26 protein-coding genes, 1 tRNA gene and 1 other RNA gene are annotated in these 23,363 nt (G+C 70.3%); 21 read left to right on the forward strand and 7 right to left on the reverse strand.

The window, feature by feature from the left end; translation table 11 throughout:
- The first annotated feature begins 9 nt into the window (after positions 1–9).
- On the forward strand, positions 10–420 hold the full coding sequence (locus O9280_RS10390) for a DUF6165 family protein (protein WP_298342049.1): 411 nt from the start codon (positions 10–12) through the stop codon (positions 418–420).
- Here the strand turns inward: O9280_RS10390 and O9280_RS10395 are convergent, their stop codons facing one another.
- Complete coding sequence (locus tag O9280_RS10395) at positions 421–1,467, reverse strand: glycosyltransferase family 9 protein (RefSeq protein WP_298342053.1); 1,047 nt, start codon at positions 1,465–1,467, stop codon at positions 421–423. It abuts the gene before it with no gap.
- 27 nt (positions 1,468–1,494) lie between these two features.
- On the opposite strand from O9280_RS10395, the gene O9280_RS10400 reads away from it, so the two are divergent.
- Positions 1,495–2,229, forward strand: coding sequence for a 3-deoxy-D-manno-octulosonic acid kinase (locus O9280_RS10400; RefSeq protein WP_298342056.1), 735 nt, complete (start codon positions 1,495–1,497; stop codon positions 2,227–2,229).
- Positions 2,226–2,987 (forward strand): MBL fold metallo-hydrolase, encoded by a 762-nt coding sequence (locus tag O9280_RS10405; RefSeq protein WP_298342059.1) that lies wholly within the window; start codon positions 2,226–2,228, stop codon positions 2,985–2,987. Before O9280_RS10400 ends, O9280_RS10405 begins: the two co-directional genes overlap by 4 nt.
- A gap of 48 nt (positions 2,988–3,035) precedes the next feature.
- Here O9280_RS10405 and ffs read toward each other — a convergent pair.
- Both ffs and O9280_RS10415 read right to left on the reverse strand, forming a co-directional pair.
- An RNA gene (gene ffs, locus O9280_RS10410) (signal recognition particle sRNA small type) lies at positions 3,036–3,132 on the reverse strand.
- A gap of 37 nt (positions 3,133–3,169) precedes the next feature.
- Positions 3,170–3,262, reverse strand: a tRNA-Ser gene (locus O9280_RS10415).
- 153 nt (positions 3,263–3,415) lie between these two features.
- Here O9280_RS10415 and dnaX point away from each other — a divergent pair.
- The 4 genes from dnaX to O9280_RS10435 are packed head-to-tail and all read left to right on the forward strand — an operon-like array spanning position 3,416 to position 6,553.
- A complete protein-coding gene (dnaX, locus tag O9280_RS10420) occupies positions 3,416–5,182 on the forward strand; it encodes a DNA polymerase III subunit gamma/tau (RefSeq protein WP_298342062.1) in 1,767 nt (588 codons plus the stop codon).
- Positions 5,183–5,185: 3 nt separating this feature from the next.
- Complete coding sequence (locus tag O9280_RS10425; protein WP_297864861.1) at positions 5,186–5,515, forward strand: YbaB/EbfC family nucleoid-associated protein; 330 nt, start codon at positions 5,186–5,188, stop codon at positions 5,513–5,515.
- Positions 5,516–5,549: 34 nt separating this feature from the next.
- Complete coding sequence (gene recR, locus O9280_RS10430) at positions 5,550–6,149, forward strand: recombination mediator RecR (RefSeq protein ID WP_298342066.1); 600 nt, start codon at positions 5,550–5,552, stop codon at positions 6,147–6,149.
- A gap of 59 nt (positions 6,150–6,208) precedes the next feature.
- Complete coding sequence (locus O9280_RS10435; protein ID WP_298342069.1) at positions 6,209–6,553, forward strand: histidine triad nucleotide-binding protein; 345 nt, start codon at positions 6,209–6,211, stop codon at positions 6,551–6,553.
- A 5-nt stretch (positions 6,554–6,558) separates the two neighbouring features.
- Here the strand turns inward: O9280_RS10435 and O9280_RS10440 are convergent, their stop codons facing one another.
- The 3 genes from O9280_RS10440 to O9280_RS10450 are packed head-to-tail and all read right to left on the reverse strand — an operon-like array spanning position 6,559 to position 10,462.
- Entirely contained in the window at positions 6,559–8,523 is a 1,965-nt protein-coding gene (locus O9280_RS10440) for a DUF3488 and transglutaminase-like domain-containing protein (protein WP_298342071.1), read from the reverse strand.
- Positions 8,520–9,506, reverse strand: a complete 987-nt coding sequence (locus tag O9280_RS10445; protein ID WP_298342074.1) for a DUF58 domain-containing protein — start codon at positions 9,504–9,506, stop codon at positions 8,520–8,522. Before O9280_RS10445 ends, O9280_RS10440 begins: the two co-directional genes overlap by 4 nt.
- Positions 9,507–9,508: 2 nt before the next feature.
- Positions 9,509–10,462 carry a MoxR family ATPase gene (locus O9280_RS10450; protein WP_298342077.1) on the reverse strand — a complete coding sequence of 318 codons (954 nt, stop codon included), beginning with the start codon at positions 10,460–10,462 and terminating at the stop codon, positions 9,509–9,511.
- 37 nt (positions 10,463–10,499) lie between these two features.
- Between O9280_RS10450 and O9280_RS10455 the strand changes: the two genes are divergently transcribed.
- Positions 10,500–12,059, forward strand: a complete 1,560-nt coding sequence (locus tag O9280_RS10455; protein ID WP_298342080.1) for a glycosyltransferase family 39 protein — start codon at positions 10,500–10,502, stop codon at positions 12,057–12,059.
- A gap of 18 nt (positions 12,060–12,077) precedes the next feature.
- Here O9280_RS10455 and O9280_RS10460 read toward each other — a convergent pair whose 3' ends face one another.
- Positions 12,078–12,578: a hypothetical protein gene (locus O9280_RS10460; RefSeq protein ID WP_298342083.1), complete on the reverse strand. Its 501-nt coding sequence runs from the start codon at positions 12,576–12,578 to the stop codon at positions 12,078–12,080.
- Positions 12,579–12,722: 144 nt separating this feature from the next.
- Here O9280_RS10460 and O9280_RS10465 point away from each other — a divergent pair, with 144 nt between their 5' ends.
- The 13 genes from O9280_RS10465 (at position 12,723) to O9280_RS10525 (ending at position 23,355) form a co-directional block, all read left to right on the forward strand.
- On the forward strand, positions 12,723–13,256 hold the full coding sequence (locus O9280_RS10465; RefSeq protein WP_298342086.1) for a YceD family protein: 534 nt from the start codon (positions 12,723–12,725) through the stop codon (positions 13,254–13,256).
- A 3-nt stretch (positions 13,257–13,259) separates the two neighbouring features.
- Entirely contained in the window at positions 13,260–13,454 is a 195-nt protein-coding gene (gene rpmF / locus O9280_RS10470; protein WP_297864852.1) for a 50S ribosomal protein L32, read from the forward strand.
- A 170-nt stretch (positions 13,455–13,624) separates the two neighbouring features.
- On the forward strand, positions 13,625–14,599 hold the full coding sequence (locus O9280_RS10475; protein WP_298342090.1) for a beta-ketoacyl-ACP synthase III: 975 nt from the start codon (positions 13,625–13,627) through the stop codon (positions 14,597–14,599).
- A gap of 100 nt (positions 14,600–14,699) precedes the next feature.
- Positions 14,700–15,641: an ACP S-malonyltransferase gene (gene fabD / locus O9280_RS10480; RefSeq protein WP_298342093.1), complete on the forward strand. Its 942-nt coding sequence runs from the start codon at positions 14,700–14,702 to the stop codon at positions 15,639–15,641.
- Positions 15,642–15,698: 57 nt separating this feature from the next.
- Positions 15,699–16,442: a 3-oxoacyl-ACP reductase FabG gene (fabG, locus tag O9280_RS10485; protein ID WP_298342095.1), complete on the forward strand. Its 744-nt coding sequence runs from the start codon at positions 15,699–15,701 to the stop codon at positions 16,440–16,442.
- Between the two features lie 107 nt (positions 16,443–16,549).
- Positions 16,550–16,789, forward strand: coding sequence for an acyl carrier protein (gene acpP / locus O9280_RS10490; protein ID WP_297864848.1), 240 nt, complete (start codon positions 16,550–16,552; stop codon positions 16,787–16,789).
- Positions 16,790–16,883: 94 nt separating this feature from the next.
- Positions 16,884–18,122, forward strand: coding sequence for a beta-ketoacyl-ACP synthase II (gene fabF / locus O9280_RS10495; protein ID WP_298342097.1), 1,239 nt, complete (start codon positions 16,884–16,886; stop codon positions 18,120–18,122).
- 4 nt (positions 18,123–18,126) lie between these two features.
- Positions 18,127–19,548 (forward strand): aminodeoxychorismate synthase component I, encoded by a 1,422-nt coding sequence (locus O9280_RS10500; protein WP_298342098.1) that lies wholly within the window; start codon positions 18,127–18,129, stop codon positions 19,546–19,548.
- Positions 19,538–20,326, forward strand: a complete 789-nt coding sequence (gene pabC / locus O9280_RS10505; RefSeq protein ID WP_298342099.1) for an aminodeoxychorismate lyase — start codon at positions 19,538–19,540, stop codon at positions 20,324–20,326. Before O9280_RS10500 ends, pabC begins: the two co-directional genes overlap by 11 nt.
- Positions 20,326–21,357, forward strand: a complete 1,032-nt coding sequence (gene mltG, locus O9280_RS10510; RefSeq protein WP_298342103.1) for an endolytic transglycosylase MltG — start codon at positions 20,326–20,328, stop codon at positions 21,355–21,357. The genes pabC and mltG overlap by 1 nt, the downstream gene beginning before the upstream one ends.
- A 2-nt stretch (positions 21,358–21,359) precedes the next feature.
- On the forward strand, positions 21,360–22,022 hold the full coding sequence (tmk, locus tag O9280_RS10515) for a dTMP kinase (protein WP_298342106.1): 663 nt from the start codon (positions 21,360–21,362) through the stop codon (positions 22,020–22,022).
- The gene (gene holB, locus O9280_RS10520; RefSeq protein WP_298342109.1) at positions 22,019–23,002 is read left to right on the forward strand and encodes a DNA polymerase III subunit delta'; all 984 of its coding nucleotides are present in this window, start codon (positions 22,019–22,021) and stop codon (positions 23,000–23,002) included. The genes tmk and holB overlap by 4 nt, the downstream gene beginning before the upstream one ends.
- A complete protein-coding gene (locus O9280_RS10525) occupies positions 23,002–23,355 on the forward strand; it encodes a PilZ domain-containing protein (RefSeq protein ID WP_297864995.1) in 354 nt (117 codons plus the stop codon). The genes holB and O9280_RS10525 overlap by 1 nt, the downstream gene beginning before the upstream one ends.
- Positions 23,356–23,363: the final 8 nt, after the last annotated feature.

Genomic DNA, 23,363 nt, shown 5'->3' on the forward strand with positions numbered 1-23,363 from the left:
GTACTCCCGATGTCCGAGATCAGCGTGCCGGTGTCGTTCGGCGAACTGCTCGACAAGATCGCCATCCTCGAGATCAAGTCCGAGCGGATCCGCGACGAGGCGAAGCTGGTCAACATCCGCCGCGAGCTCGACGCGCTGCGCGCGACTTGGGCGGCGCATCCGGCGTCGCGGGTCGACATCGCCCCGCTCCTCGTGGCCCTGAAGGCGGTCAACGAGCGCCTGTGGGTGATCGAGGACGACATCCGCATCAAGGAGAAGGCGCAGGCCTTCGACCAGGAATTCATCCGCCTCGCCCGTGCCGTCTACTTCGAGAACGACGAGCGCGCCAAGGTGAAGAAGGACATCAACCTCGCGCTTGGCTCGACCTATGTCGAAGAGAAGAGCTACGAGGACTACAAGGTGCCCGGCGCGACGCGCTGATCAGGCCCCGAGGTCTGCGGCGCAGGCCTCGAAACGCCCGACGACCTCGTCCACGCCGATGAGGTCCATCACCTCCTCGAACTCGACGCGCTTGCCCCACGGCAGGCTCGCTGCGGGCTTGCGCAGGAAGCGCTCCGCGGCTTCGGCGTAGTGGTTCGGCGACCAGCGGCGGTCGGAGTACGGGCCGCTGCGCTCGGCATCGGTGCAGGCGTGCAGGGCAATGACCCGGCAGCCCATCGCGTTCGCCATGTGCACCGGCCCGGAATCGGGGCCGAGCAGGATCGAGGCGCGCCCGCAGAGCGCGAGGAAGCGCTTGAACGTGTCCTTGCCGATGAGGTCGAGGGCGCGCTCGCGTCCGGGCATGGCCGCGAGGATGGCATCGCCGACCTCGCGCTCCAGCGCGCTTGGCCCGCCACACAGCGCCACGCGCCAGCCGCGCGACAGCGCCTGGGAAGCGACAGCGGCGTAGCGCTCCGGCCGCCAGTTGCGCAGGCGATGGCTGGAGCAGGGCGAGACCAGCAGGGTGGGCGTCTCGCCGGGAAGCTGCGTCGAAGCCCAGTCGTGGGCCTCGTCCGGCACCGGAAGGCGCCATTCGACGCGGTCTTGCGGGCATCCGAGCACTTCCGCGAACTGCCCGAAGGCATCCAGCACATGGTGGCCGCCGGGAACGATGCGCTCGTTGATGACGAGCCCGTGGCCCTCCTTGCTGCGATACGTGTCGTAGCCGATGCGGCGGTCCGCGCGCACCAGCGTCGACAGCACGTTCGCGCGGAAGGCGAGCTGCATCTGCAGCAGGGCATCGAATCGGCGTCCAGCGAGCGTCGCACGCAGTTGCTTCAGTCCCGGCCAGCCTGACTTTTTGTCGAAGACCACGAACTCCACGCCCTCGAGGCCCTTCAGCATCGCTGCTTCGGCCTTGCCGATGATCCAGGTGATGGCGATGTCGGGGCGATGGCGTTGCAGCGTGCGGACCACGGGTACGACATGCGTGGCATCGCCGAGCGCGGAGAGCCGCAGGATGCAGACGGAAGCGGGCGGAGAGGGCACGGGAAGGGCCTTGCTAGACTGCCGCGGATGATAACGTCCGCGCCCGCCAGCCACCCTGCGCTCCAGCTGCATGCCGCCACGGCATGGCGCGATCGCGCGCGGCCCGAGTGGTTCGATGTCTCGCGTTACGGTGCGAACGCGCTGCCGATCGGCGTCGGTGGCCGCGGCGACGCGTGGTACGTGGAAGGGCCGTTTGGCGCTGGCGTGCTGCGCCATTACCGCCGCGGCGGTCTGATGGCGCGGTTCAGCACGCGGCATTACCTGTGGCTCGGCGCACGTCACGCACGCTGCGTGCGGGAGGTCGAGCTGCTCGAGGCTTTGGTGGCCGCGGGCTTGCCCGTGCCTGCGCCCATCGCGGGGGGGTGGTGGCGCGAGGGCTTCTTCTATCGTGCGGCGCTGTTGATGGCGCGCGTGCCGGTCCGTGCCGACCTGATGAGCCTGGTGCACGAGGACGTCGCGAGTGCGCCGTGGGAGGCCGTGGGCGCCACCTTGGCCCGGTTCCACCGGTTCGGTGCGCACCATCCCGATCTCAATGCGCGCAACGTCCTTCAGCGGTCCGACGGCGGCATCACCCTGATCGATTGGGACCGTGGCACGTCGGGCCACGCGCCGGGGCGCTGGTGCGACGACGAGATCGCCCGGCTGGAGCGCTCGCTGTTGAAGTACCGCCGCCACGTGACCCCTGCGCGGATCGGTGATGGCATGGCGCGATTGCGTGCGTCGTGGCGCGGGGCGATGGCTTCGGACGGAGCGGCGCGATGACCTGGGCGCTCCACCTGCTGGGCGTGGGCAATGCCGGCGCGGCCCCCGTGCTCGGCGCAGCCTCCGCCGTCATCGAGCGCGATGGTGCGCCGTTGCTGATGATCGATTGCGGGCAGGAGGCGCTGAGCGCCTTCCAGACCGCCTACGGTCGTTTGCCCGAGGCGATGTTCATCACCCACGTGCACATGGACCACGTCGCCGGCCTCGAGCGGCTGTTCTATTCGGCGTATTTCGATCCGGCCCTGCGCGGCCGGGTGCGGCTGTACGTGCCGGCGCCCGTGGTGCTGCACCTGCAGAAGCGCCTCGCGGACTATCCCGGCGTGCTCGCCGAGGGTGGCGCGAACTTCTGGGACGCGTTCCAGTTGGTGCCGGTGAGCGAGTCGTTCTGGCATGCCGGTTGGCGGTTCGAGGTCTTCTCGGTGCGCCATCACCGCCCCGACACCGCCTTCGGCCTGCGTCTGCGAGGCAGCGTGGTGTGGACCGGCGACACGCGGCCCATCCCCGAGGTGCTGGCCGCGGTGGCGGACGATGGCGAGGTGATCGCGCACGACTGCGGGCTGCACGGCAATCCGTCGCATTCGGGTCTGGACGACCTTGAGCGGGAGTACCCGCGTGAGCTGATGGCCCGCTGCGTGCTGTACCACTACGCCAGCGACGCCGACGGCGAGGCCATGCGCGCGCGCGGCCAGCGGGTGGCGAGGGCAGGGGAGCGGCTGGCGCTGCAGGCGCCGACGGCGGAAAGCGTATCGAGCCGCTGACAGCTGGCGGCGAAACGCCGACGTCGCGGCACTCTGGAAGGGTGACGGCCCCGCCAGCGTGACTCCGGCACCCGAATCAGCCGATACCGTTGCTCCCTTCCGGGCCTGGCGGGGTTTTCAGCCTATCGTCGCGGAGGCGCCAACGGGGCCGCCATAGAGGGTTCCGCTCAACAGCTTCGAAGTGGCGGACAGGGCGGGATTCGAACCCGCGAAGCGGGGTTTAGCCGCTTACACACTTTCCAGGCGTGCTCCTTCAACCGCTCGGACACCTGTCCACGCTCGTGCTGCAATCCCTTGGGCGGCCTCCGGCCGGCCTCAGGGAGCCGCGGATCATACCGGCCGGGCGGCGAGGGCACAAATGAACGGGGATTCGCGTGGCGCCGGGGCGGCCCGGTTGGCACAATGCCCGTCGGTTTCCGGGGTGCGGCATGGCCTATCTCGTTCTTGCTCGAAAGTGGCGTCCGAAGCGCTTCGCCGAACTCGTCGGGCAGGAGCACGTCGTGCGTGCCCTGTCGAACGCGCTCGAATCCGGTCGCGTCCACCACGCCTTCCTGTTCACCGGCACCCGCGGTGTCGGCAAGACCACGATCTCGCGCATCTTCGCCAAGTCGCTGAACTGCGAGCAGGGCACGAGTGCCGATCCCTGCGGCGTCTGCAACGTCTGCGTCGACGTCGACGCCGGCCGCTTCGTCGACCTGATCGAGATCGACGCCGCCAGCCACACCGGCGTGGACGACGTCCGCGATCTGATCGAGAACGCCCAGTACCTGCCTTCGCGCGGCCGGGTGAAGGTGTACCTGATCGACGAAGTGCACATGCTGTCGAAGCCGGCCTTCAACGCACTGCTGAAGACGCTGGAGGAGCCGCCGGAACACGTGAAGTTCCTGCTCGCCACCACCGATCCGCAGAAGCTGCCGGTGACGGTGCTGAGCCGCTGCCTGCAGTTCAACCTGCGCCGGCTGGAGCAGGAGCAGATCCACGGACAGATGCGCCGCATCGTCGATGCCGAGGGCATTCCCGCCGACGAACCGGCACTGGCCCTGCTCGCTCGCGGCGCGGACGGTTCGTTGCGCGACGGCCTCTCGCTGCTCGACCAGGCCATCGCGTATTCGGGCGGGCAGCTGACGGCCGAGGCCGTGCACGCGATGCTCGGCACGCTCGACCACCAGGCCATCGGCGGGCTGCTGGCGGCGCTGGCCACCTTCGACGGCCCGTCGCTGTTGGCGCAGATCGAAGCCATGTCGGCCTTCTCGCCTGACTACGCCCAGGTGCTGGATGACGTCGCCGCGGCGCTGCACGCCGTGCAGGTGAAGCAGCTCGTCCCCGAGGCCGCGCGCGCCGTCGATGGCGTGGATACGGAGGCGCTGGCCACCCAGGTGCCGGCCGAACTGGTGCAGCTCTGGTACCAGATGGCCATCAACGGCTCGCGGGATCTCGCGCTGGCGCCGACGCCGCGCGTCGGTTTCGAAATGGCGCTGCTGCGGATGCTGGCGTTCAAGCCGATGCCCGCCGGCGATGCCCCGGGCCCGGGGCCGCGCGGCGGCGAGCGCGCGACCGATCCGGCGCGGCCGTCCGCCACCGAGGCCTCGCGCAGCGTCGCGGTGCCGGTCGTCGATGCGCCGGCCCCTCGCAAGGCGCCGCCGTCGCCGTTCGCCCGCGCGGTCGAGCCCCCGCGTCCCGTGGAGCCGCCCCGCGCACCACTGCCGTCGCCTTTCGTCGAGGCCGCATCGGCCGGTGGCAGCGCGGCGCGGATGATCGAGCGTCCCGCTGTCGAAGCGATGCCCGCCGCGGCACCGATCGCTTCGAACGAGGATTGGTTGGCGGCGCTGCAGCGCCAGGCGCTGAGTGGCCCCGCGGGACAGCTGGCCGCGCATGCGCGCTTCGTCAGTGGCGATGCCGACAGCCTCACGCTCGCCCTGCTCCCCGAGGGCGAGGCGATGAAGTCCGATATCAGCGTCCGCCGCCTCGCAGAAGGGCTCGCCCCGCTGTTCGGGCGAGCGCCGCAGTTGCGTTTCGTCGATGCGCCGCGTGGCGAAGCCACCGGGGCCGAGACCCTGTTCGACCGCCAGCAGCGGCAGAAATCCGAGCGCCAGCAGGATGCCGAGGCGCGTTTCCTTTCCGATCCCGTCGTGAAGCAGCTGATGGCGCAGGGCGCCAAGCTCGTCGACGGGTCCATCCGACCGATCGAGGAGTAAGCCATGTTCAAGGGCAACATCGCGCAGGCCATGCAGATGGCGCAGCGCATGCAGGACAACATGAAGAAGGCGCAGGACGAGCTCGCCGCGCTGGAAGTCACCGGCAGCGCCGGCGGCGGCCTGGTCAGCGTCACGCTGTCGGGCAAGTTCGACGCCCGCAAGGTGCATGTCGACCCGCAGGCGCTCGGCGACGCCGAAATGCTCGAGGACCTGCTGCTGGTCGCGTTGAACGACGCGGTGGCGAAGGTCAATGAAGAATCCGGCAAGCGCATGTCGGCGGCTACGGCCGGCATGCCGATTCCGCCCGGCATGAAGGGCATGTTCGGCGCGTGAGCCCCAAGCGCGCGAGGACGCGAGCGGCAGGCGCATGAGTAGCTCCCTGCTCGAGCAGCTGATCGAGGGCCTGCGCGTGCTGCCGGGCGTGGGCGCGAAGAGCGCCCAGCGCATGGCCTACCACCTGCTGGAGCGCGACCGCGAGGGCGCTTCGCGGCTCGCGGAGCGCCTGCAGGCCGCGGTCGAGCGCATCCGTCATTGCGTGCAATGCCGCGATTTCAGCGAGACCGAGGTCTGCGCCATCTGCGCCAGCGCGTCGCGTGACCGCAGCGTTCTGTGCATCGTCGAGACACCGGCCGACCGCCTGGCCATCGAGCAGGCCACGGGCTATCGCGGCCTGTACTTCGTCTTGCAGGGCCGGCTCTCGCCCTTGGACGGGATCGGCCCGCGCCAGCTAGGCCTCGACCTGCTCGGCACGCGCCTCGCCGCCGGCGAGGTGCGCGAGATGATCATCGCCACCAATCCCACCGTCGAAGGCGAAGCGACGGCGCACTACCTCGCCCAGATGGCGCGTGCAGCGGGCGTCACGCCGAGCCGGTTGGCGCAGGGCCTGCCCCTCGGTGGCGAGCTCGAGTACGTCGATCGCGGCACGCTGGCGCACGCCTTCGGACAGCGCAGCGAAGCCGCGGGCTGATCGGGCTACACCCCGCCGCGCCGCGCTGGCATGCTCGCAGCGGACCGTTGGAGCCGACCATGCCCGAGACGATTTTCGACAAGATCATCCGCCGCGAGATTCCCGCCGACATTGTCTTCGAGGACGAGCACGTGCTCGCTTTCCGCGACATCGCGCCGAAGGCGCCGGTGCACGTGTTGTTCATCCCGAAGACGCCGATCGCCACGCTCAACGACGCGAACCCGGCTCAGGCCGAGCTGCTTGGCCGGCTGATACTCGCCGCGGCCGGCTGGGCGAAGGCGCAGGGTTTCGCCGAGAACGGCTATCGCGTGGTGATGAACTGCAATGGCGACGGCGGCCAGACGGTGTTCCACATCCACCTGCACCTGCTGGCCGGCCGCGCGATGGCCTGGCCACCGGGTTGAGGCCCTCAGCGCGGGCGATGGCGCTTGAGCGCCTCGATCAATGCCGCCCGCTCTTGGTCGGTATCGACGTTGGCCGGCGCATAGCGCTGGGCGATGAACCGTCGGACGAGGGCTTCCGCGTCGACCGCCGCGGACGGCGTGGACACGTGTGAGCGCAAGCGTTGGAGGAAGACCTCGGCGGTCTCGTCCGGGCGTTTTTCCATGCCGCGTTTCGCCCAGCGCCTGAGGAACCCGCGCCAGGCGCGCAGTAGGGGGTCACGTTCGCCCTTCGGTGGCCACATCAGCACCAGCAGGGTGAGGCCGAGGGCGATGCCGGCGGCGATGATGAAGGCCTGCCCCACCTGGGTCGCACCGGCGCCGCGCCAGCCGAGGTTCTGCAGCAGTTCGGCTTGGCGCAGCGCGTCGTAGCGCACCACGAAGTTGTTCCAGGCCTCGCGCAGGCTGTCACCGATGTCGAACACCGGCTGCAGGGCTCCTGCACTCGAGCCGCCAGTGCCCAGCATGTCGTCGAGCGTGTCGTAGATGCGCTCCGGTGCCACGGCCGCGGTCGGGTCGACGCGCACCCAGCCTTCACCTTCGAGCCACACCTCGCTCCACGCATGGGCATCCATCTGACGCACCACCCAGTAGCCGCCGACGCGGTTGGGCACGCCGCCCGTGTAGCCGGTCACGACGCGTGCCGGGATTCCGGCCCCCCTCATCAGGATGACGAAGGCTGAGCTGAAGTGCTCGCAGAAGCCTTCCCGCGTGTCGAACAGGAATTCGTCCGACGTGTGGCGCCCCAGCGGCGGCGCCGAGATGCTGTAGGCGTGCTGCGCGTTGAACCATTCCAGTACGCGTTGGATGTAGGCGCGGTCGTCCACGGCGGCGTCGCGCCATTCGCGGGCGCGTTGCAGGGTGCGCGGGTTGTAGCCGTCGGGCAGGTGCAGGAAGCTCTGCCGCAGGCGGGGATCCAGCATCGTCTCGTGAAGCTGCGGCGGTAGCGCGCGCAGGCGGTGCTGGCTGAGTGCGCGCAGGGGCGTGCGACTGCGCAGCGTGGCATCGAAGCCCAGCTCGAGCTCCGGTGACCAGCCTGCCGGGGATTCGAGCGCGAAGACGTAGCGGCGATCGGTAGGTTCGAGCGTCAGCGTATAGGCGACACCGCCCGTCGACGGTGCGCTGGGCAGTGGCGGCGCCGGGAAGCCGCCGAGCCATTCGTTGCGCGTCCACGCGCGCCCGTCGAAGCGTGTCAGCACGGGCCCCCGCCAATACAGCGTGTCGCTCGGCGGCGTCGGGCCGTCGAAGCGCACCCGGAACGCCGGCTTGTCGCTCCCCATCAGGTCGATCCAATCGCCCGGGGCCATCGATTCGCTGAGGCCGGTGCGGGCGACGGCGTTTTCCGGCAGGCCCCACAGCGGCGTCGGCAGTCGCGGGAACAGCCAGAAGCCGACGAGGGCCAGCGGCAGCGCCAACGCCAGCGATCGCAACAGATCCGCGCTTTCGCGGCGCAACGGCTTGGGCGCGGCCGGAGCCTCGGCCAGCCGGCCCATCGCCAGAAGCACGCCGAGCGCGGCGAACAGGCCGAGGGCGAGGGTGATCGGCCCCTGGTCCTGCAGGAAGGCGGCGAAAGGCGCGAACAGAGCGTAGGCGACCACGCGCTTGGCGTCGTCGAAGTCGCGTAGCTCGGACAGCTTCAGCACCAGCATCGAGAGCATCAGCGCACTGCCGGCGTCGCGGCCGACGCGGAAGCCGAACCCCACCAACACGGCGCCGGTGATCACCACGACCAGCAGCAGCCGGAGCGCAAGCGGCAGCGGCTTGCGAAGCGCACTCCAGCCCGAGACCAGAGCGACCGCGCCGATGCCCAGGCCGACGGTTTCCGGCAAGTGCAGCAGCAGGGGCAGGGCTGCGGCCAGCACGGCGACCACCACGGCGCGTCGAAGCGATGGCGTGAGCACGGGGGCGAGCGCGGCTGCGGGGGCGGCACTCATGCGCCGGCCTCCGGCAGCAGTGCGAGCGCCCGCAGGCAGGCGTGGCGATGTTCCGGCCCGCGTGCCGGCCCCAGCGTGGTGCCGGGGATCTGCAGTCGATAGCGCCGGCCTTCGCGTTCGGCCTCCAGCACCCATCGCGCCAGTCGGGCGATGCGCTGCTCATGCGGCAGCTGGCGCAGCGCCTGCCAATCGAGCATCACGTCGCGCGCAACGCCGGCTTCGTACTCGCGGACCATCAAGCGATCGAGTCGGGCACTCGCCTTCCACGCGATCTGGCGCGGCGCGTCGCCGTTCCGGTAGTCGCGGAGGTGGTGGGTGTCCTCGCCGCTGCGTTGGGCGCGAGGCTGTCGCGCGCCGTCGCTGGCCGCGCCCGGCAACGGCGGGCCGCTGCGCTCCAGCGCCGGGTAGACAAGAACGCGTTGCTGCGGGCGCCACCAGCTCCACGCCCGTGCGAGGCCAAGGGGGCGCGTGGTGCTCAGGCGCAGTCGCCCGAGGTCCATCAAGCCGCGTCGCGCGGTCGGGATCGTCAGTTCGACCTCGGCGTCCGCGCCGGTGACGTGCAGGCTGGCGGGCAGGTCCACGGCCTCGCCGGCCGCGGCACGAAGCTGCACCCCTTCGCGCGACCGCTTTCCGGATTCGAGGCGCAGCCTCAGCGCCAGTGATTCACCCGCATGCACCGGCTCGGCATGCAGCGCGGTGATGCGCAGGCCGGAAAGCCGAAGATGCGCGAGCACCACGCCGTTATGGACGATCGCCGCCAGCAGGAAAGCCAGCATCAGGCCGGGGTTGTTGTTGTAGTTCAGTGCGCCGAGCAGCATGCCCAGCACCAGCACGCCGACAAGCAGGCCCTGCCGCGTCGGCAGGACGTAGATGCGCTTGCGGTCGAGGGTGATCGGCAGCGGCTCCGGCTTCCGCCCCCGGACGAAGGGCAGCCGCGCGAGGCCGTCGTCGATGCGCTCGAGCACGTCGGGCCGGGACGGCATCGTCAGTCGACCGCCACCGCTCCCAGGATCGAGGCCGCGAGCGCGTCGCGTCGGTCGCCCTCGGCGTTGGCCACCAGCCGGTGGGCTGCCACCGCGGCGAAGAGGGCCTGCACGTCGTCGGGCAGCGCGTGTGCGCGGCCCAGCAGCAGCGCATGCGCGCGGGCGCCGCGCAGCAGGGCCAGGCCCGCGCGCGGAGACAGGCCGACGCGCACGCCGGCATGCCGACGGCTTTCGACGAGCAGACGCTGCACGTAGTCGAGCAGCGCATCGCTGGCGTGCACGCCGTCGACGGCCTTCTGCAGCGCCAGCACGTCGTCGGCGCCGAGGCGCGGCATCGTCTCGTTGATCATCAGGCGGCGGTCGCGGCCGGCCAGCATGGCGCGCTCGGCTTCGGCGTCCGGGTAGCCCATCGAAAGGCGCAGCAGGAAGCGGTCCATCTGCGAGTCGGGCAACGGGAAGGTGCCGGAGAGATCGACCGGGTTCTGCGTGGCGATCACGAAGAATGGGGCCGGCAGCCGATGCGATACGCCATCCACGCTGACCTGGTGTTCGGCCATGGCTTCGAGCAGGGCGCTTTGCGTGCGCGGCGGCGCGCGGTTGATCTCATCGGCCAGCAACAGCTGGGTGAACACCGGGCCGGGATGGAAGCGGAAGCCGCGATCGTTCTGGTCGTAGACCGAGACGCCAAGGATGTCGGAGGGCAGCAGGTCGGCGGTGAACTGCATGCGCTGGAATTCGAGGCCCAGCGTCGCCGCCAGCGCGCGCGCCAGCGTGGTCTTGCCGAGGCCGGGCAGGTCTTCCACCAGCAGATGCCCTCCGGCGAGCAGTGTGGTGAAGGCCAGCCGCACCTCGTGCCGCTTGCCCAGCACCAGGGTGTTCACCTGCTCGATCGCCGCGTCGAGTGCGGCGCGGGCGTCGACAGGTAGGATGGCGGCCGGTTTCGGGGGAGCGTGCATGGGCAGTGCGGCAGCAGGGGAAGGCCTCGAGTCTCGCATGGCCGATTCGTCGGCCCGCGTGAAGTTCATCGCGCTCTGGGCGCTGCTGCTGGTCGCGAAGTTGGCCTTCGCCGCGAGCATGCCGCTGTTCGGCGACGAGGCGTTCTACGCGTGGGAGGCCTTGCACCCCGCATGGGCCTATTCCGACCTGCCGGGCGGCACGGCGGCGGCCGTCGGCCTTGGTTTGGTGCTGCTCGACGGGCTGCCACTGCCCCGCGAGTTCGGCGTGCGGCTGGTGTTCCTGCTGGCTGGTGCCGCGATCCCCTGGCTGGTGGTCCGCATCGCTCGCCGTCTGGGCACGTGCGAGCAAGCATGGCGTGCGGGACTGTGGAGCTTGCCGATTCCGCTGCTGATGCCGATGGGCGTCATGGCCTTGCCCGACGCCCTGATGACGTTGGCGGCCCTGCTGGCCCTCGATGCCTGTGCCGGCCTGCTGCACGATGACGAGGCGCCGCGAGGCCGGCTCTACGCACAGTTCGCCGTCGCCCTCGCCCTCGGCGCGTTCACCCACTACCGCTTCGGCCCGATCCTGCTGGTCGGTGCCGCCGCATTCTTCGCTACCGGTGGGTGGCGCCGGCGTGGCGACCTTGGCCTCTGGTTGGCGCTCATCGTTGGTGCCGCGGCCTGGTGGCCGATCATCCAGTACAACCTCGAGATGCAGGGCGCGGGACTGCATTTCCAGCTCGTGGAGCGCCACCCGTGGCACTTCAACGCGAAAGGCCTGCTGCAGCCGCTGCTGCAGGCGGTGATCACCACGCCGGTGCTCTATGGGCTGTTCGGTTGGGCGCTGTGGGCGAATCGCCGGGCGCCGCAGCCTGTACTGCGTTTCGTCGCGCTCGCCGGCGGCGGGCTCTGGCTGCTGTACGCGTTGCTCGCACCCTTCGTCGACAAGGCGCGATTCTCCTTGCACTGGCCCGTTCCCGCCTACCTGTTGGCCGCGGCCCTGCTACCGATCGCCCTCGATGCCGCGAGGAATCGTTGGGCCGGGCGCCTGGCGCCCTGGGGTGCGGGCATGGCTGCGGGTGCGACGGCCCTGATGCTGGCGGCGTTCGTCCTGCCGTCGTCGCCGCAGTTGGCGGCGCGTGCCGCCGGGACCGCGCTCTATCCGGACAACTTCGTCGGCTGGGAGGAGATCGCCAGCGCGCTCCGGCCCCGGCTAGCCGATGGCGATGTCGTCGTGGCCGACCACTTCATGCTTGCCGCCCAGCTCAGCTTCTCGCTCGGTGGCCGCCCCGAGGTTTACGTGCTCGACCACTGGAACAACCACAAGCACGGCCGGGCGCCGCAGATCGCCCTCTGGGGCTACGACGAAGCGGCGCTGTCGCGGCTCGCCCCCGGCACGCGGGTCTGGATCGCCTTCGAGGTCGCCGAGACGCCGGTGCGCGACCACGCCGGGTGGGTGGCACGTCCGTGCCGCTGGTTTGAATCGGTCGAGTACGTTGCCACTATCGATGGCCCGGGCGGCGGCAAGCGCTTCTGGCTCTACCACGGCGTACGCCGCGCGGGCTCGGTGGAGCAGGCCGGCCTCGTCTGCGACGCCCGGCCGCCGGTCCGCTAGGGCAGGGCCGCCCGCTTCTCAGGCTTGGGGAGCGTCCCCGTCGGTCGCACGGCGCAACGACGCGGGTTCGCGCAGCGCGGCTTCATGGGCCGCATCGGTGGCCTGAGTGAGGGCGTCGCCTGCGGATTCCAGTGCGGCCAGCTGCTCGGCGAGGCGGTTGTGCGCCCTCTGCAGGGCAGCGCGGGCGTCGTCGAGTTCGAGGCGGGTGGCGCGCAGGCCGTTCGACTGGATCCACAGCCGGTGCTGAAGGAGATCGCGCTTGGCCTCGCGGATCAGCGGCTCGCCGTCCAGCGCCTGTTGTGCGCCCGAGCCCAGATCGCCCGCCAGACGGCCGACGACGCTCCGCCAGGCCGTCATGCGCTCGCTGGCGCGCGCGAGCAGGATCTGGACCGCATCGGCGAGGTCCAGCAGTTCGCGCAGGCGCCGCTCGCGGACCCGGCGCCCGCGATAGAAGATCCCCACGCCGGCGGCGAGCAGCACGAAGGCGACGAGGGCGAGGGTGGAAAAACCGAAGTCCATGCGGAACCGGGTTCGAGGGTGGGGGTCGAGTGTGCCCCCCGCGCTTCGCGCAGGGCAACGCGGGGTGGCGGAGGGGGCGGCGTCTGAACGGCCCCAGGCCCTTGATTTGACACAGGGGACGGCCCTCCTTACCCTTGCGCGCTTATGTCCGCGACCTCGCTTTCCGTGGTGGACGCATGGCGGATGGTTTCCGCCGCGCGTATCTTCACCGGCCGCGTCCCGCTGTCCTCCTTCACCCGGCTCGCCGGCCTGCTGGCGGATACCGAGGGCGAGTGCCGCTACGAGATCGAGTTCGGGCGTGATCTCTCCGGTCTGGCGACGATCGACATCGTCGCCGAGGCCGAGTTGCCGCTGGTTTGCCAGCGGTCGCTCGAGCGCTTCCTGTACCCGGTGTCGTCGCGGCAGCAGCTTGGTCTGCTGGCCGACGAATCGGAAGAGGCCGCGCTCCCGGAAGGGGTCGAGCCCGCCCTGGTGGGCCCGGATGGCACGTTGCACCCGCTGGAGCTGGTCGAGGACGAACTGATCCTCGCGGTGCCGGCCTTCCCGGTGAAGCCGGGCAGTGCGGAAGTGGAGGCGGTCTGGAACGACGCCACCGCCGAAGTGGAAGAAGAACAACCCAGAATCAACCCTTTCGCCGCGCTCGCCGCGCTGAAAGGCCGCAAGACCCTCGGAGATTGACCCATGGCCGTCCAGAAATCCCGCGTCACCCCGTCCCGTCGTGGCCAGCGCCGCTCGCACGATGCGCTTTCCGCCAAGCAGCTCGCCACCGACCCGACCAGCGGTGAGACGCACCTGCGCCACCACGTCACCGCCGACGGTTTCTACCGCGGCAAGAAGGTGATCGACACCAAGTCGAAGGTTTCCGACGCCGAGTGATCGGCCGGCATGGCGCCCGGCGCCAGCCTTCAGACCGTCCTCGAAGGGCTTGCCAACGGCGGTCCTTCGGGTGACGCTGCGATGACGCGACGGTTCGCCCCGTCGCGTTTCGTTTTTCTGCGCCACCGTACGCCCGCGAAGGGCGCCGGGGTGCCCTGGAGCCTTCGAGAATGACCGTCTATTCGCGCATCGCCGGCACCGGTAGCTACCTGCCGGAGAAGATCCTCACCAACGCCGACCTCGAGAAGATCGTCGAGACCTCGGACCAGTGGATCCGCGAGCGCACCGGCATCCAGCAGCGGCACATCGCCGCCGAGGGACAGACCACGGTCGATCTCGCCGAGCAGGCCGCGCTGCGCGCCATGGAGGCGGCCGGCGTCAGCGCCGCCGAGCTCGACCTGATCGTCATGGGCACCACCACGCCCGACATCATCTTCCCGAGTTCGGCCTGCCTCCTGCAGGCGCGCCTCGGCGCGAATGGATGCCCGGCTTTCGACGTCAACGCTGCCTGTTCGGGCTTCATTTTCGCGCTCACCACCGCTGACAAGTTCATCCGCAGCGGTGCGGCGAAGACGGTGCTGGTCGTCGGCTCCGAGACCTTGACGCGCATGCTCGACTGGTCGGACCGCAACACCTGCGTGCTGTTCGGCGATGGCGCCGGCGCGGTGGTGCTGAAGGCCGATGCCGAGACCGGCATCCTCAGCACGCACCTGCATTCCGACGGCGGCAAGAAGGAGCTGCTGTACAACCCGGTGGGCGTCTCCGCGGGCTTCAAGCTCGACGAGAAGAACGCCGGCGTGCGCGTACTGATGGCCGGAAGCGACGTCTTCAAGTACGCGGTGAAGGCCCTCGACAGCGTTGTCGACGAGGCCCTCGAGGCCAACGGCATCGACAAGGCCCAGCTCGACTGGCTGATCCCGCACCAGGCCAACCTGCGAATCATCGAAGCGACCGCCAAGCGCCTTGCCATGCCGATGGACCGCGTGGTGCTCACGGTGCACAAGCACGGCAACACCTCGGCGGCGTCGGTGCCGCTGGCGCTGGACGAAGCCGTGCGTTCGGGCAAGGTGCAGCGCGGCCAGCTGGTGCTGATGGAAGCCTTCGGCGGCGGCTTCACCTGGGGCTCGGCGCTGATGCGCTACTGAGCCCACGGGCTCGGCGGGGCGGCGCCATACCGCCTCGTACAGACGGATTCGCGCGGGCGGCCCTATCATGGCCGCCCGTCTCGTTTTCCGGACCCGCTGCATGACTGCACCGCTCGCCTTCGTGTTCCCCGGCCAGGGCTCGCAGAGCGTCGGCATGCTCGCCGAACTCTCCGAACTGAACCCCGGCGTGCGCGCGACCTTCGACGAGGCCAGCGACGGCGCGGGCGTGGACCTCTGGGCGCTCTCGCAGGGAGGCCCGGAAGAGCAGCTCAACCGCACTGAATACACCCAGCCGGCCCTGCTGGCCGCCAGCATCGCCGTGTGGCGCTTGTGGCAGGCCCGCGGCGGCGCCACGCCGCGCGCGCTGGCCGGCCACAGCCTCGGTGAGTACAGCGCCCTCGTCGCTGCCGGCGCGCTGACGCTGCGCGACGCGGCCCACCTCGTGCGCCTGCGCGGCCAGCTGATGCAGGACGCCGCGCCCGCCGGCACCGGCGCGATGGCCGCCGTGCTCGGCGCCGAGGACGCGGTGGTCGAAGCCGCCTGCGCCGACGCTGCGCATGCCGAAGTGGTCGTGCCGGCCAATTACAACTCGCCCGGCCAGATCGTCATTGGTGGCCATGCTGCAGCCGTCGATCGCGCCATCGCCCTGCTGGCCGAGCGCGGCGTTCGCAAGGCGGTGAAGCTCGCCGTTTCGGTGCCGTCGCATACGCCGCTGATGCGCGAAGCGGCCAACCGGCTGGCCCAGGTCGTCGCCGGCCTCGACTGGCGCGCCCCGTCGATCCCGGTCGTGCAGAACGTCGACGCCGCCGCGCACGAATCCGTCGAAGCCATCGCCGAGGCCCTCGTGCGCCAGCTCTACCTCCCGGTGCAGTGGACGCGCTGCGTGCAGGCGCTCGCCGGCATGGGCGCGACGACGCTCGTCGAGTGTGGCCCCGGCAAGGTGCTCACCGGCCTCGCCAAGCGCATCGACAAGTCGATCGACGGCAAGTCGACCTCGACGCCCGCGGATTTCGACGCTGCGCTGGGCGGCCCCGCGGCCTGAGCCGCGCCGCACGCATCAGCGTTGTTCCCTTTCCCTTGATCCTTACGCCGAATTGCCATGTCCAACGAACTGAACGGTGAAATCGCCCTCGTCACCGGTGCCAGCCGCGGCATCGGTGCCGCGATCGCCGACCTGCTCGCCTCGAAGGGCGCGACCGTCATCGGCACGGCCACTACCGAGTCCGGTGCGGCGGCCATCGGTGAACGTCTCAAGCCGCTGGGCGGCCATGGGCGCGCGCTCGACGTCACCGACGGCGCCGCCGTCGAGGCGCTCATTGATGCGATCGCCAAGGAATTCGGCGCGGTGGGCATCCTCGTCAACAATGCTGGCATCACCCGCGACAACCTGCTGATGCGGATGAAGGACGAGGACTGGAACGCCATCATCGACACCAACCTCAGCTCGATCTTCCGCACCAGCAAGGCGGTCATGCGCGGCATGATGAAGGCGCGCAAGGGCCGCATCATCAACATCGCTTCCGTCATCGGCGTCACCGGCAATGCCGGCCAGGCGAACTACGCCGCCGCCAAGGCCGGCATCATCGGCTTCTCGAAGTCGATGGCCCGCGAGATCGGGTCGCGCAACATCACCGTCAACGTCGTGGCGCCGGGCTTCATCGAGACCGACATGACCCGCGACCTGCCGGAAGAGGCCAAGGCCAAGATGCTCGCCGACATCGCGCTGGGCCGCCTCGGCAGCCCCCGCGACATCGCCGAGGCCGTGGCCTTCCTGGCCGGCCCGGCGGCTGCCTACATCACCGGCGAAACCCTGCATGTCAACGGCGGCATGCACATGGCATAGAATCCGGCCCGCAAGCCTGAATCCGGCGGCCCGCTGCTTAGACGCGCACGGCCCCGCCCCGACAACAAGCGTCTGAAACGTGGCATACCCGGGAGGGATCAAGACCCATGAGCACCATCGAAGAGCGCGTCAAGAAGATCGTCATCGAACAGCTGGGCGTGAAGGAAGAGGACGTGACCAACACGGCCTCCTTCGTCGACGACCTCGGCGCCGACTCGCTGGACACCGTCGAGCTGGTGATGGCCCTCGAGGAAGAGTTCGAGTGCGAGATCCCGGACGAGGAAGCCGAGAAGATCACGTCGGTCCAGCAGGCCATCGACTACATCAAGGCGCACGTCAAGGCGTAAGCCCGATTGCGTCAGGCGCCGCGTCCTTCACGGGGCGCGGCGTTTTGTTATCGGTGGCCCTCGCCGCCGGAACCCGATCCAAGGAGTGCTCCTAATGAGCCAGCGTCGCGTCGTCGTCACCGGCATGGGCATCGTCTCGCCCGTGGGCAACACCCTCGCCAGCGCGTGGGACAACATCCGCAACGGCCGCTCCGGCATCGGGCGCATCACCCACTTCGACCCTTCCGCCTACACCGCGCAGATCGCGGGTGAGGTGCGCGACTTCGACGTCAAGTCGATCGTGCCGCCGAAGGACGCGAAGAAGATGGACACCTTCATCCACTACGGCCTCGCCGCGTCGTTCCAGGCGCTGGACGATTCCGGGCTGGCGATCACCGAAGCGAATGCGGAGCGCATCGGCGCGCTGATCGGCTCGGGCATCGGCGGCGTGCGTGGCATCGAGGAAACCGCCATCGACCTGCACACCGGCGGCCCGCGCAAGGTCTCGCCGTTCTACGTGCCCAGCACCATCATCAACATGCTCCCCGGCCAGCTCTCGCTCATCAAGGGCCTGAAGGGACCGAATTTCTCCGCCGTCTCGGCCTGCGCCACGGCGAACCACAGCGTCGGCATGGCGATGCGCATGATCCAGTACGGCGACGCCGACGTCATGGTGGCCGGTGGCGCCGAGCACGGCTGCACCCCGACCTCGGTCGGCGGCTTCTGCTCGATGCGCGCGCTCTCCACCCGCAACGATGATCCGACCCGCGCCTCGCGCCCCTGGGACAAGGACCGCGACGGCTTCGTGCTCGGCGACGGCGCCGGCATCCTCGTTCTCGAAGAGTACGAGCACGCCAAGGCCCGCGGTGCGCGCATCTACTGCGAGCTCGTCGGCTTCGGCGCCAGCTCCGACGCTTACCACATGACCGCGCCCAGCGAGGGCGGCGAAGGCCCGGCGCGCTGCATGGCGGCCGCGTTGAAGGACGCCAAGGCCAATGCCACCGACGTGCAGTACCTCAACGCGCATGGCACCTCGACGCCGCTCGGCGACCTCGCGGAGACGCTGGCGATGAAGCGCGCCTTCGGTGACCACGCCTACAAGATGATGGTCAGCTCGACGAAGTCGATGACCGGGCACCTGCTGGGTGCCGCGGGCGGCGTCGAGGCGATCTTCTCGATCATGGCCATGGTCGATGGCGTCGTTCCGCCGACGATCAACCTCGACAATCCCAGCGAGGGCTGCGACCTCGACTACGTGCCGAAGGTCGCCCGCGACGCCAAGCTCGACCTTGTCGTGTCGAACGGCTTCGGCTTCGGCGGCACCAACGCCACGCTGGTGTTCCGCCGCCTGTGACGCCATGAGCGCGACGGTCCGCGAATTGCCCGCGGGCCTCGACCTGCTCGCGCTGAAGCGCGCCGCGCCGGCGGAGTTTCCGCTGCTGTTGGAATCGGCAGCGCAGGGCGGAAAGGCGCGCTGGGACCTTCTGCTGGCCGGTGGCGAGAGCGGGCTCTACTTGGGTGCCGATGGCGTGACGCGGCGCGAAAGCGGGCATGCCGTCACCGGTCGTTTCCTCGATGTCCTCGACCACGCCCAATCGGAACTGCGCGATCGCCTGGCGCGCATCTCCGCCTGCCGGGAGGGCGCCGGCGACGTGTTCGAAGCCGGGGTGGCGGACCTGCCGTTCCGCGGCGGTTGGGCGCTGTACCTCGGTTACGAACTCGCCGCGCAGGTGGAGCCGAGCCTGCGACTTCCAGCGTTCCGCGGCGGCTTGCCCGTGGCCGCAGCCCTGTTCTGCCCGGCGGCGGTGCTTCGCGATCGCGCGAGCGGGCGCTGCCTCGCCGTGGCGCTGCCCGGGCATGAGGCGTGGCTGGCGCGCATCGCGAACGTCGTCGATGGATTGCGACCGGCCGGGGGGGCGCTGCAGGTGGCCAGCGCGTTGCCGAAGCCACGAACGCTCGCCGAAGACGCCGACCAGCGCTTCCTCGGCGGCGTGGCGCGCGTGCACGAGTACCTGCGCGCCGGCGATGTGTTCCAAGTGAATCTTTCGCGCGGCTGGCGCGCCGGTTTCGAGGCATCGCCCGATCCCGTCGCGCTATACGCGGCCCTGCGGCAGGCGAACCCCGCGCCGTTCGCGGGCCTGTTCGCGCTGCCCGGCGGCAGCGTCGCGAGTTCCTCGCCGGAGCGGCTGGTGTCGGTGCGCGGACGTCGCATCGAGACGCGGCCGATCGCCGGCACGCGTCCGCGTTTCGAGGGCGACGACGACGCAGCGCGCATCGCCGAGCTGGTTGGCCATCCGAAGGAGCGTGCTGAGCACGTGATGCTGATCGACCTCGAGCGCAACGACCTCGGTCGCGTCTGCGTGCCGGGCTCGGTGCGCGTCGATGAACTGATGAGCGTCGAGAGCTACGCGCACGTGCACCACATCGTCAGCAATGTGTCCGGCGATCTGCGCGAGGGCGTGACCGCCGGTCAGGCCATCGCGGCGGTGTTCCCCGGCGGCACCATCACCGGCTGTCCGAAGGTGCGCTGCATGCAGATCATCGCCGAGCTCGAAGGCGAAGGCCGTGGGCCCTACACGGGCGCGATGGGTTACCTGGACGCCAGCGGCGACATGGATCTCAACATCCTGATCCGCACGCTGTGGACCGACGGTTGCGACGTGGCCTTCCGCGCCGGCGCGGGCATCGTGGTGGATTCACGCGCGGACAAGGAACTGATGGAGACCCGTGCCAAGGCCCGCGGCCTGCTGCGCGCGCTGGGGCAGGGCGATGGGGGCTGAGGCCATCGACCGCGGCCTCGCCTACGGCGACGGCCTGTTCGAGACGATGCGCGCGCACCGCGGCACCCTGCCATGGTGGCCTCGGCATCGTGCGCGCCTGACGGCCGGTGCGGGCCGGCTCGGGATCACCATGCCTTCGGATGCGGCGCTGGACGCCGCCTTGTCCGCTGCGCTGGATGCCACCCCCAACGGCGTCATCAAGCTGATCCTCACCCGCGGCTGCGGCGGGCGGGGCTACGCGCCGACGACGGGAGCCGAGCCGACGCTGATCGTCACGTCGTCGGAAGGGCCCGCCGCATCGGTCGAGCCTTTGGCGGTGGACCTGCTGTCCCTGCGCCTCGGCGTGCAGCCCGCGCTCGCGGGCATGAAGCACCTCAATCGCCTCGAGCAGGTCCTCGGGGCCGGCGAGGCCGCCGAGCGCGGACTGGATGACGGCCTGATGGCCGACGCGGACGGATTCCTCACCTGCAGCACGCGCGCCAACCTGTTCGCCCGCCTCGACGGGCGTTGGATCACGCCGCCGGTCGATCGCGCCGGCGTGGCCGGCGTGGCGCGCGGCGTGCTGCTGGACGCCTGGTCGCCACCGGGCGGGCTTCACGTGATGCCCTTGCTGATGGCCGTCTTGCCGCGCGTCGATGCGCTGCTGCTGAGCAATGCCGTGCGGGGTATCCTGCCGGTCGGCCGCTGCGGCGCATGGGCGCTCGATCCGCGGCCGGTGGGCTTCGCCGAGGCCCGCGCCGCGCTGGCGGCGTCCCATCCCGCTTTCCGCGAGTCCTGATGCGTTCCCTGCTGCGCAAGCTCTTCCGCTTCCTGTTCAAGCTCGGCCTCGTGCTGGCCCTCGTTGCGGCCGTCGGCGGCTACTTCGCGTGGCGACACTTCGAGGCCTTCGCCGACGCGCCAACTGGGGCGCCGGGAGGCACCACGGTGGTCGTCGCGCGCGGCGATTCCTTCGTGCAGGTGCTGGGCAAGCTGCGCGCTGTCGGCGTCGAGGCCGGCCACGACCTCGAATGGAAGGTCCTCGCCACCCGCATGCAGGCGCTGCCGCGCATCCAGGTCGGTGAATACGCCCTCGACCCGGCGCTGACGCCGCGCCAGCTGATCGAGAAACTCGTGCGTGGCGATGTCATCCGCTATCGCTTCACGATCGTCGAGGGCTGGTCGATGCGCGACCTTCGCGCCGCGCTTGCCCGCGATGCCGTGCTGGAGGACGACCTCTCGGCGCTCGACGACGTCGAGTTGATGCTGGCGCTGGGGCGCGAGGGCGTGCCGGCCGAAGGGCGCTTCCTGCCCGAGACCTACCTGTTCACCCGCGGCGAGACGACGGTCTCGTTGCTCGACCAGGCGGCGGATGCGATGGATGCGGCCTTGGCCGACGCTTGGGCGGCCCGCCAGCCCGACCTGCCGCTCGACTCCCCCGAGCAGCTGCTGACCTTGGCCTCGATCGTCGAGAAGGAAACCGGCAAAGCCAGCGAGCGCCCGGAGATCGCCGGCGTGTTCGTGCGCCGGCTGCGCATCGGCATGCGACTGCAGACCGACCCCACCGTGATCTACGGCCTCGGGGCGGCCTTCGACGGCAATCTGCGCCGCCGCGATCTCGAGACCGACACGCCGTTCAACACCTACACGCGCTTCGGCCTGCCGCCGCACGCCATCGCCATGCCGGGCCGGGCGGCGCTGATGGCCGCCGCGCAGCCCCTCGATGGCGAGACGCTGTACTTCGTCGCCCGCGGCGACGGCAGCCACCAGTTCTCGCGCACTTATGCCGAGCACCGGCGGGCCGTCGTGCGTTACCAGCTCGGCGGACGCTGAAGATGACGGACACGATGACGCCGCATGCCCTGCGCCGCGGCGCCCTGATCAGCCTCGAAGGCGGCGAGGGCGCGGGCAAGACCACCGTGCTCGTCGCCTTGCGGGCGCGCCTCGAAGCGCGCGGCCATGCCGTCGTCGGCACGCGCGAGCCCGGCGGCACGCCGGCGGGCGAAGCCATCCGTGCGCTGCTGCTCGATCCCGCGCAGCCGCTGGTGCCGAACACGGAGCTGCTGCTGATGTTCGCGTCGCGCGCGCAGCTCGTCGAGACGCTGGTGGAGCCGGCGCTCGCGCGCGGCGACATGGTGCTGGCCGATCGCTTCACCGATGCCAGCTTCGCCTATCAGGGCGGTGGCCGCGGTCTGCCGATGGGCCTGATCGCCGACCTTGAGCGGGCCTTCGTCGGTCGCATGCCCGACTTCACCCTGCTGCTCGACCTCGATGTGCAGGCCGGTCTCGCGCGTGCGCGATCGCGCGGTGCCCCTGCGGACCGCATCGAACGCGAGAAGGACGAGTTCTTCGAGCGCGTGCGCGGTGCCTACCGTGCCCGCGCGGCGGCGCAGCCGCAGCGCATCGGCGTGGTCGATGCGTCGCAGCCGGTCGAGGCCGTCGTGCAGGACGCCTGTGCCGCGTTGGACGCCTTCCTCGATCGCTGGAACGCGCCGTGAGCCTCGCGCCTTGGCAACAGCAGCGGCTCGACAGCGCCCTGGCGGCCTGGCGCGTCGGACGGCTCGGCCACGCGCAGTTGCTCTGCGGCCCGGAGCAGCTCGGCAAGCGCGCCGTGGCTGACGCGCTTGCCGCGAGATTGCTCTGCGATGCGCCGAAAGACGAGCCGCCCTGCGGTCGCTGCCGCGGTTGCACTTTGCGCGAGGCGGGCACGCATCCGGATTTCCGGATCATCACGTTCGAAGAGAACGCGAACACCGGCAAGCTCCGCACCGAGTTGGTGATCGACCAGGTGCGCGCCCTGAGCGGCTCGATGCAGATGACCTCGCAGCGCGGCGGCGCGCAGTTGGTGCTGATCGACCCTGCCGATGCCCTGAACAACTCCGCGGCCAACGCGCTGCTGAAGACGCTCGAGGAACCCGCCGACAACCGCTTCCTGCTCCTCGTGAGCGCCGCGCCGCAGCGCCTGCCCGCGACCATCCGCAGCCGCTGCCAGCGCATCGAGTTCTCGGTCCCCGAGCGCGAGGTCGCGCTGTGCTGGCTGGAAACCCAGGGCCATCCCGCGGCGCGCGCCAGCGAGGCGCTCGACGCCGCGCAGGGCCATCCGGGCCTCGCCGATGCGTGGCTGCGCGCCGGGCATCTCGCCTTGCGCGACACCACGCTGAAGGAGTGGGCGGGCGTCGCCCGCGGGATCGCCTCGCCGCTGGGGATCGCGCAACTGTGGATGTCCGAACCCGCCCTCGCGTCGCTGCGCCTGCGCTTCGTGGCCGATGCGGCGGTCGCGCTCGCGCGCGGGATCGCCGGGGCACCCGCCGTGGCCGGATTGACCCCGCCCGCCGATGTGGACAAGCTGGCGTCGTGGTTTGACCAGCTGAATCGCCTGCGCCTGCAGCTGTCCGCCCCGCTCAAGCATGAATTGGCCCTCGCGGGCCTGCTCGCCGAGTGGCGCGGCCTGATGGCGACAACGGAGACACGTCGATGATCGGAGCCGGTGGTGCCCGCCAGGGCATTCTTTCCCTCGCCATCAAGGACAAGGGCTCGTTGCACACGTCCTACATGTCCTTCCTGCGAGGCGGCGGGCTGTTCGTGCCGACGACCAAGCGCTACCAGATCGGCGACGAGGTCTTCCTGCTGCTGACGCTGCTCGACGACAAGGACCGCCTGCCGGTGGCCGGCAAGGTCGTGTGGATCACCCCGACGGGCGCGCAGGGCGGCCGTGCTGCCGGGATCGGCGTGCAGTTCGCCGAAACGCCCGAGGCCGAGATGGTGAAGGGCAAGATCGAAACCCACCTCGCCGGCATCATCGATTCCGACAAGCCGACCGCGACGATGTGACCCGCGCG

The organism is Silanimonas sp. (assembly GCF_027531545.1).
Lineage (GTDB): Bacteria > Pseudomonadota > Gammaproteobacteria > Xanthomonadales > Xanthomonadaceae > Silanimonas.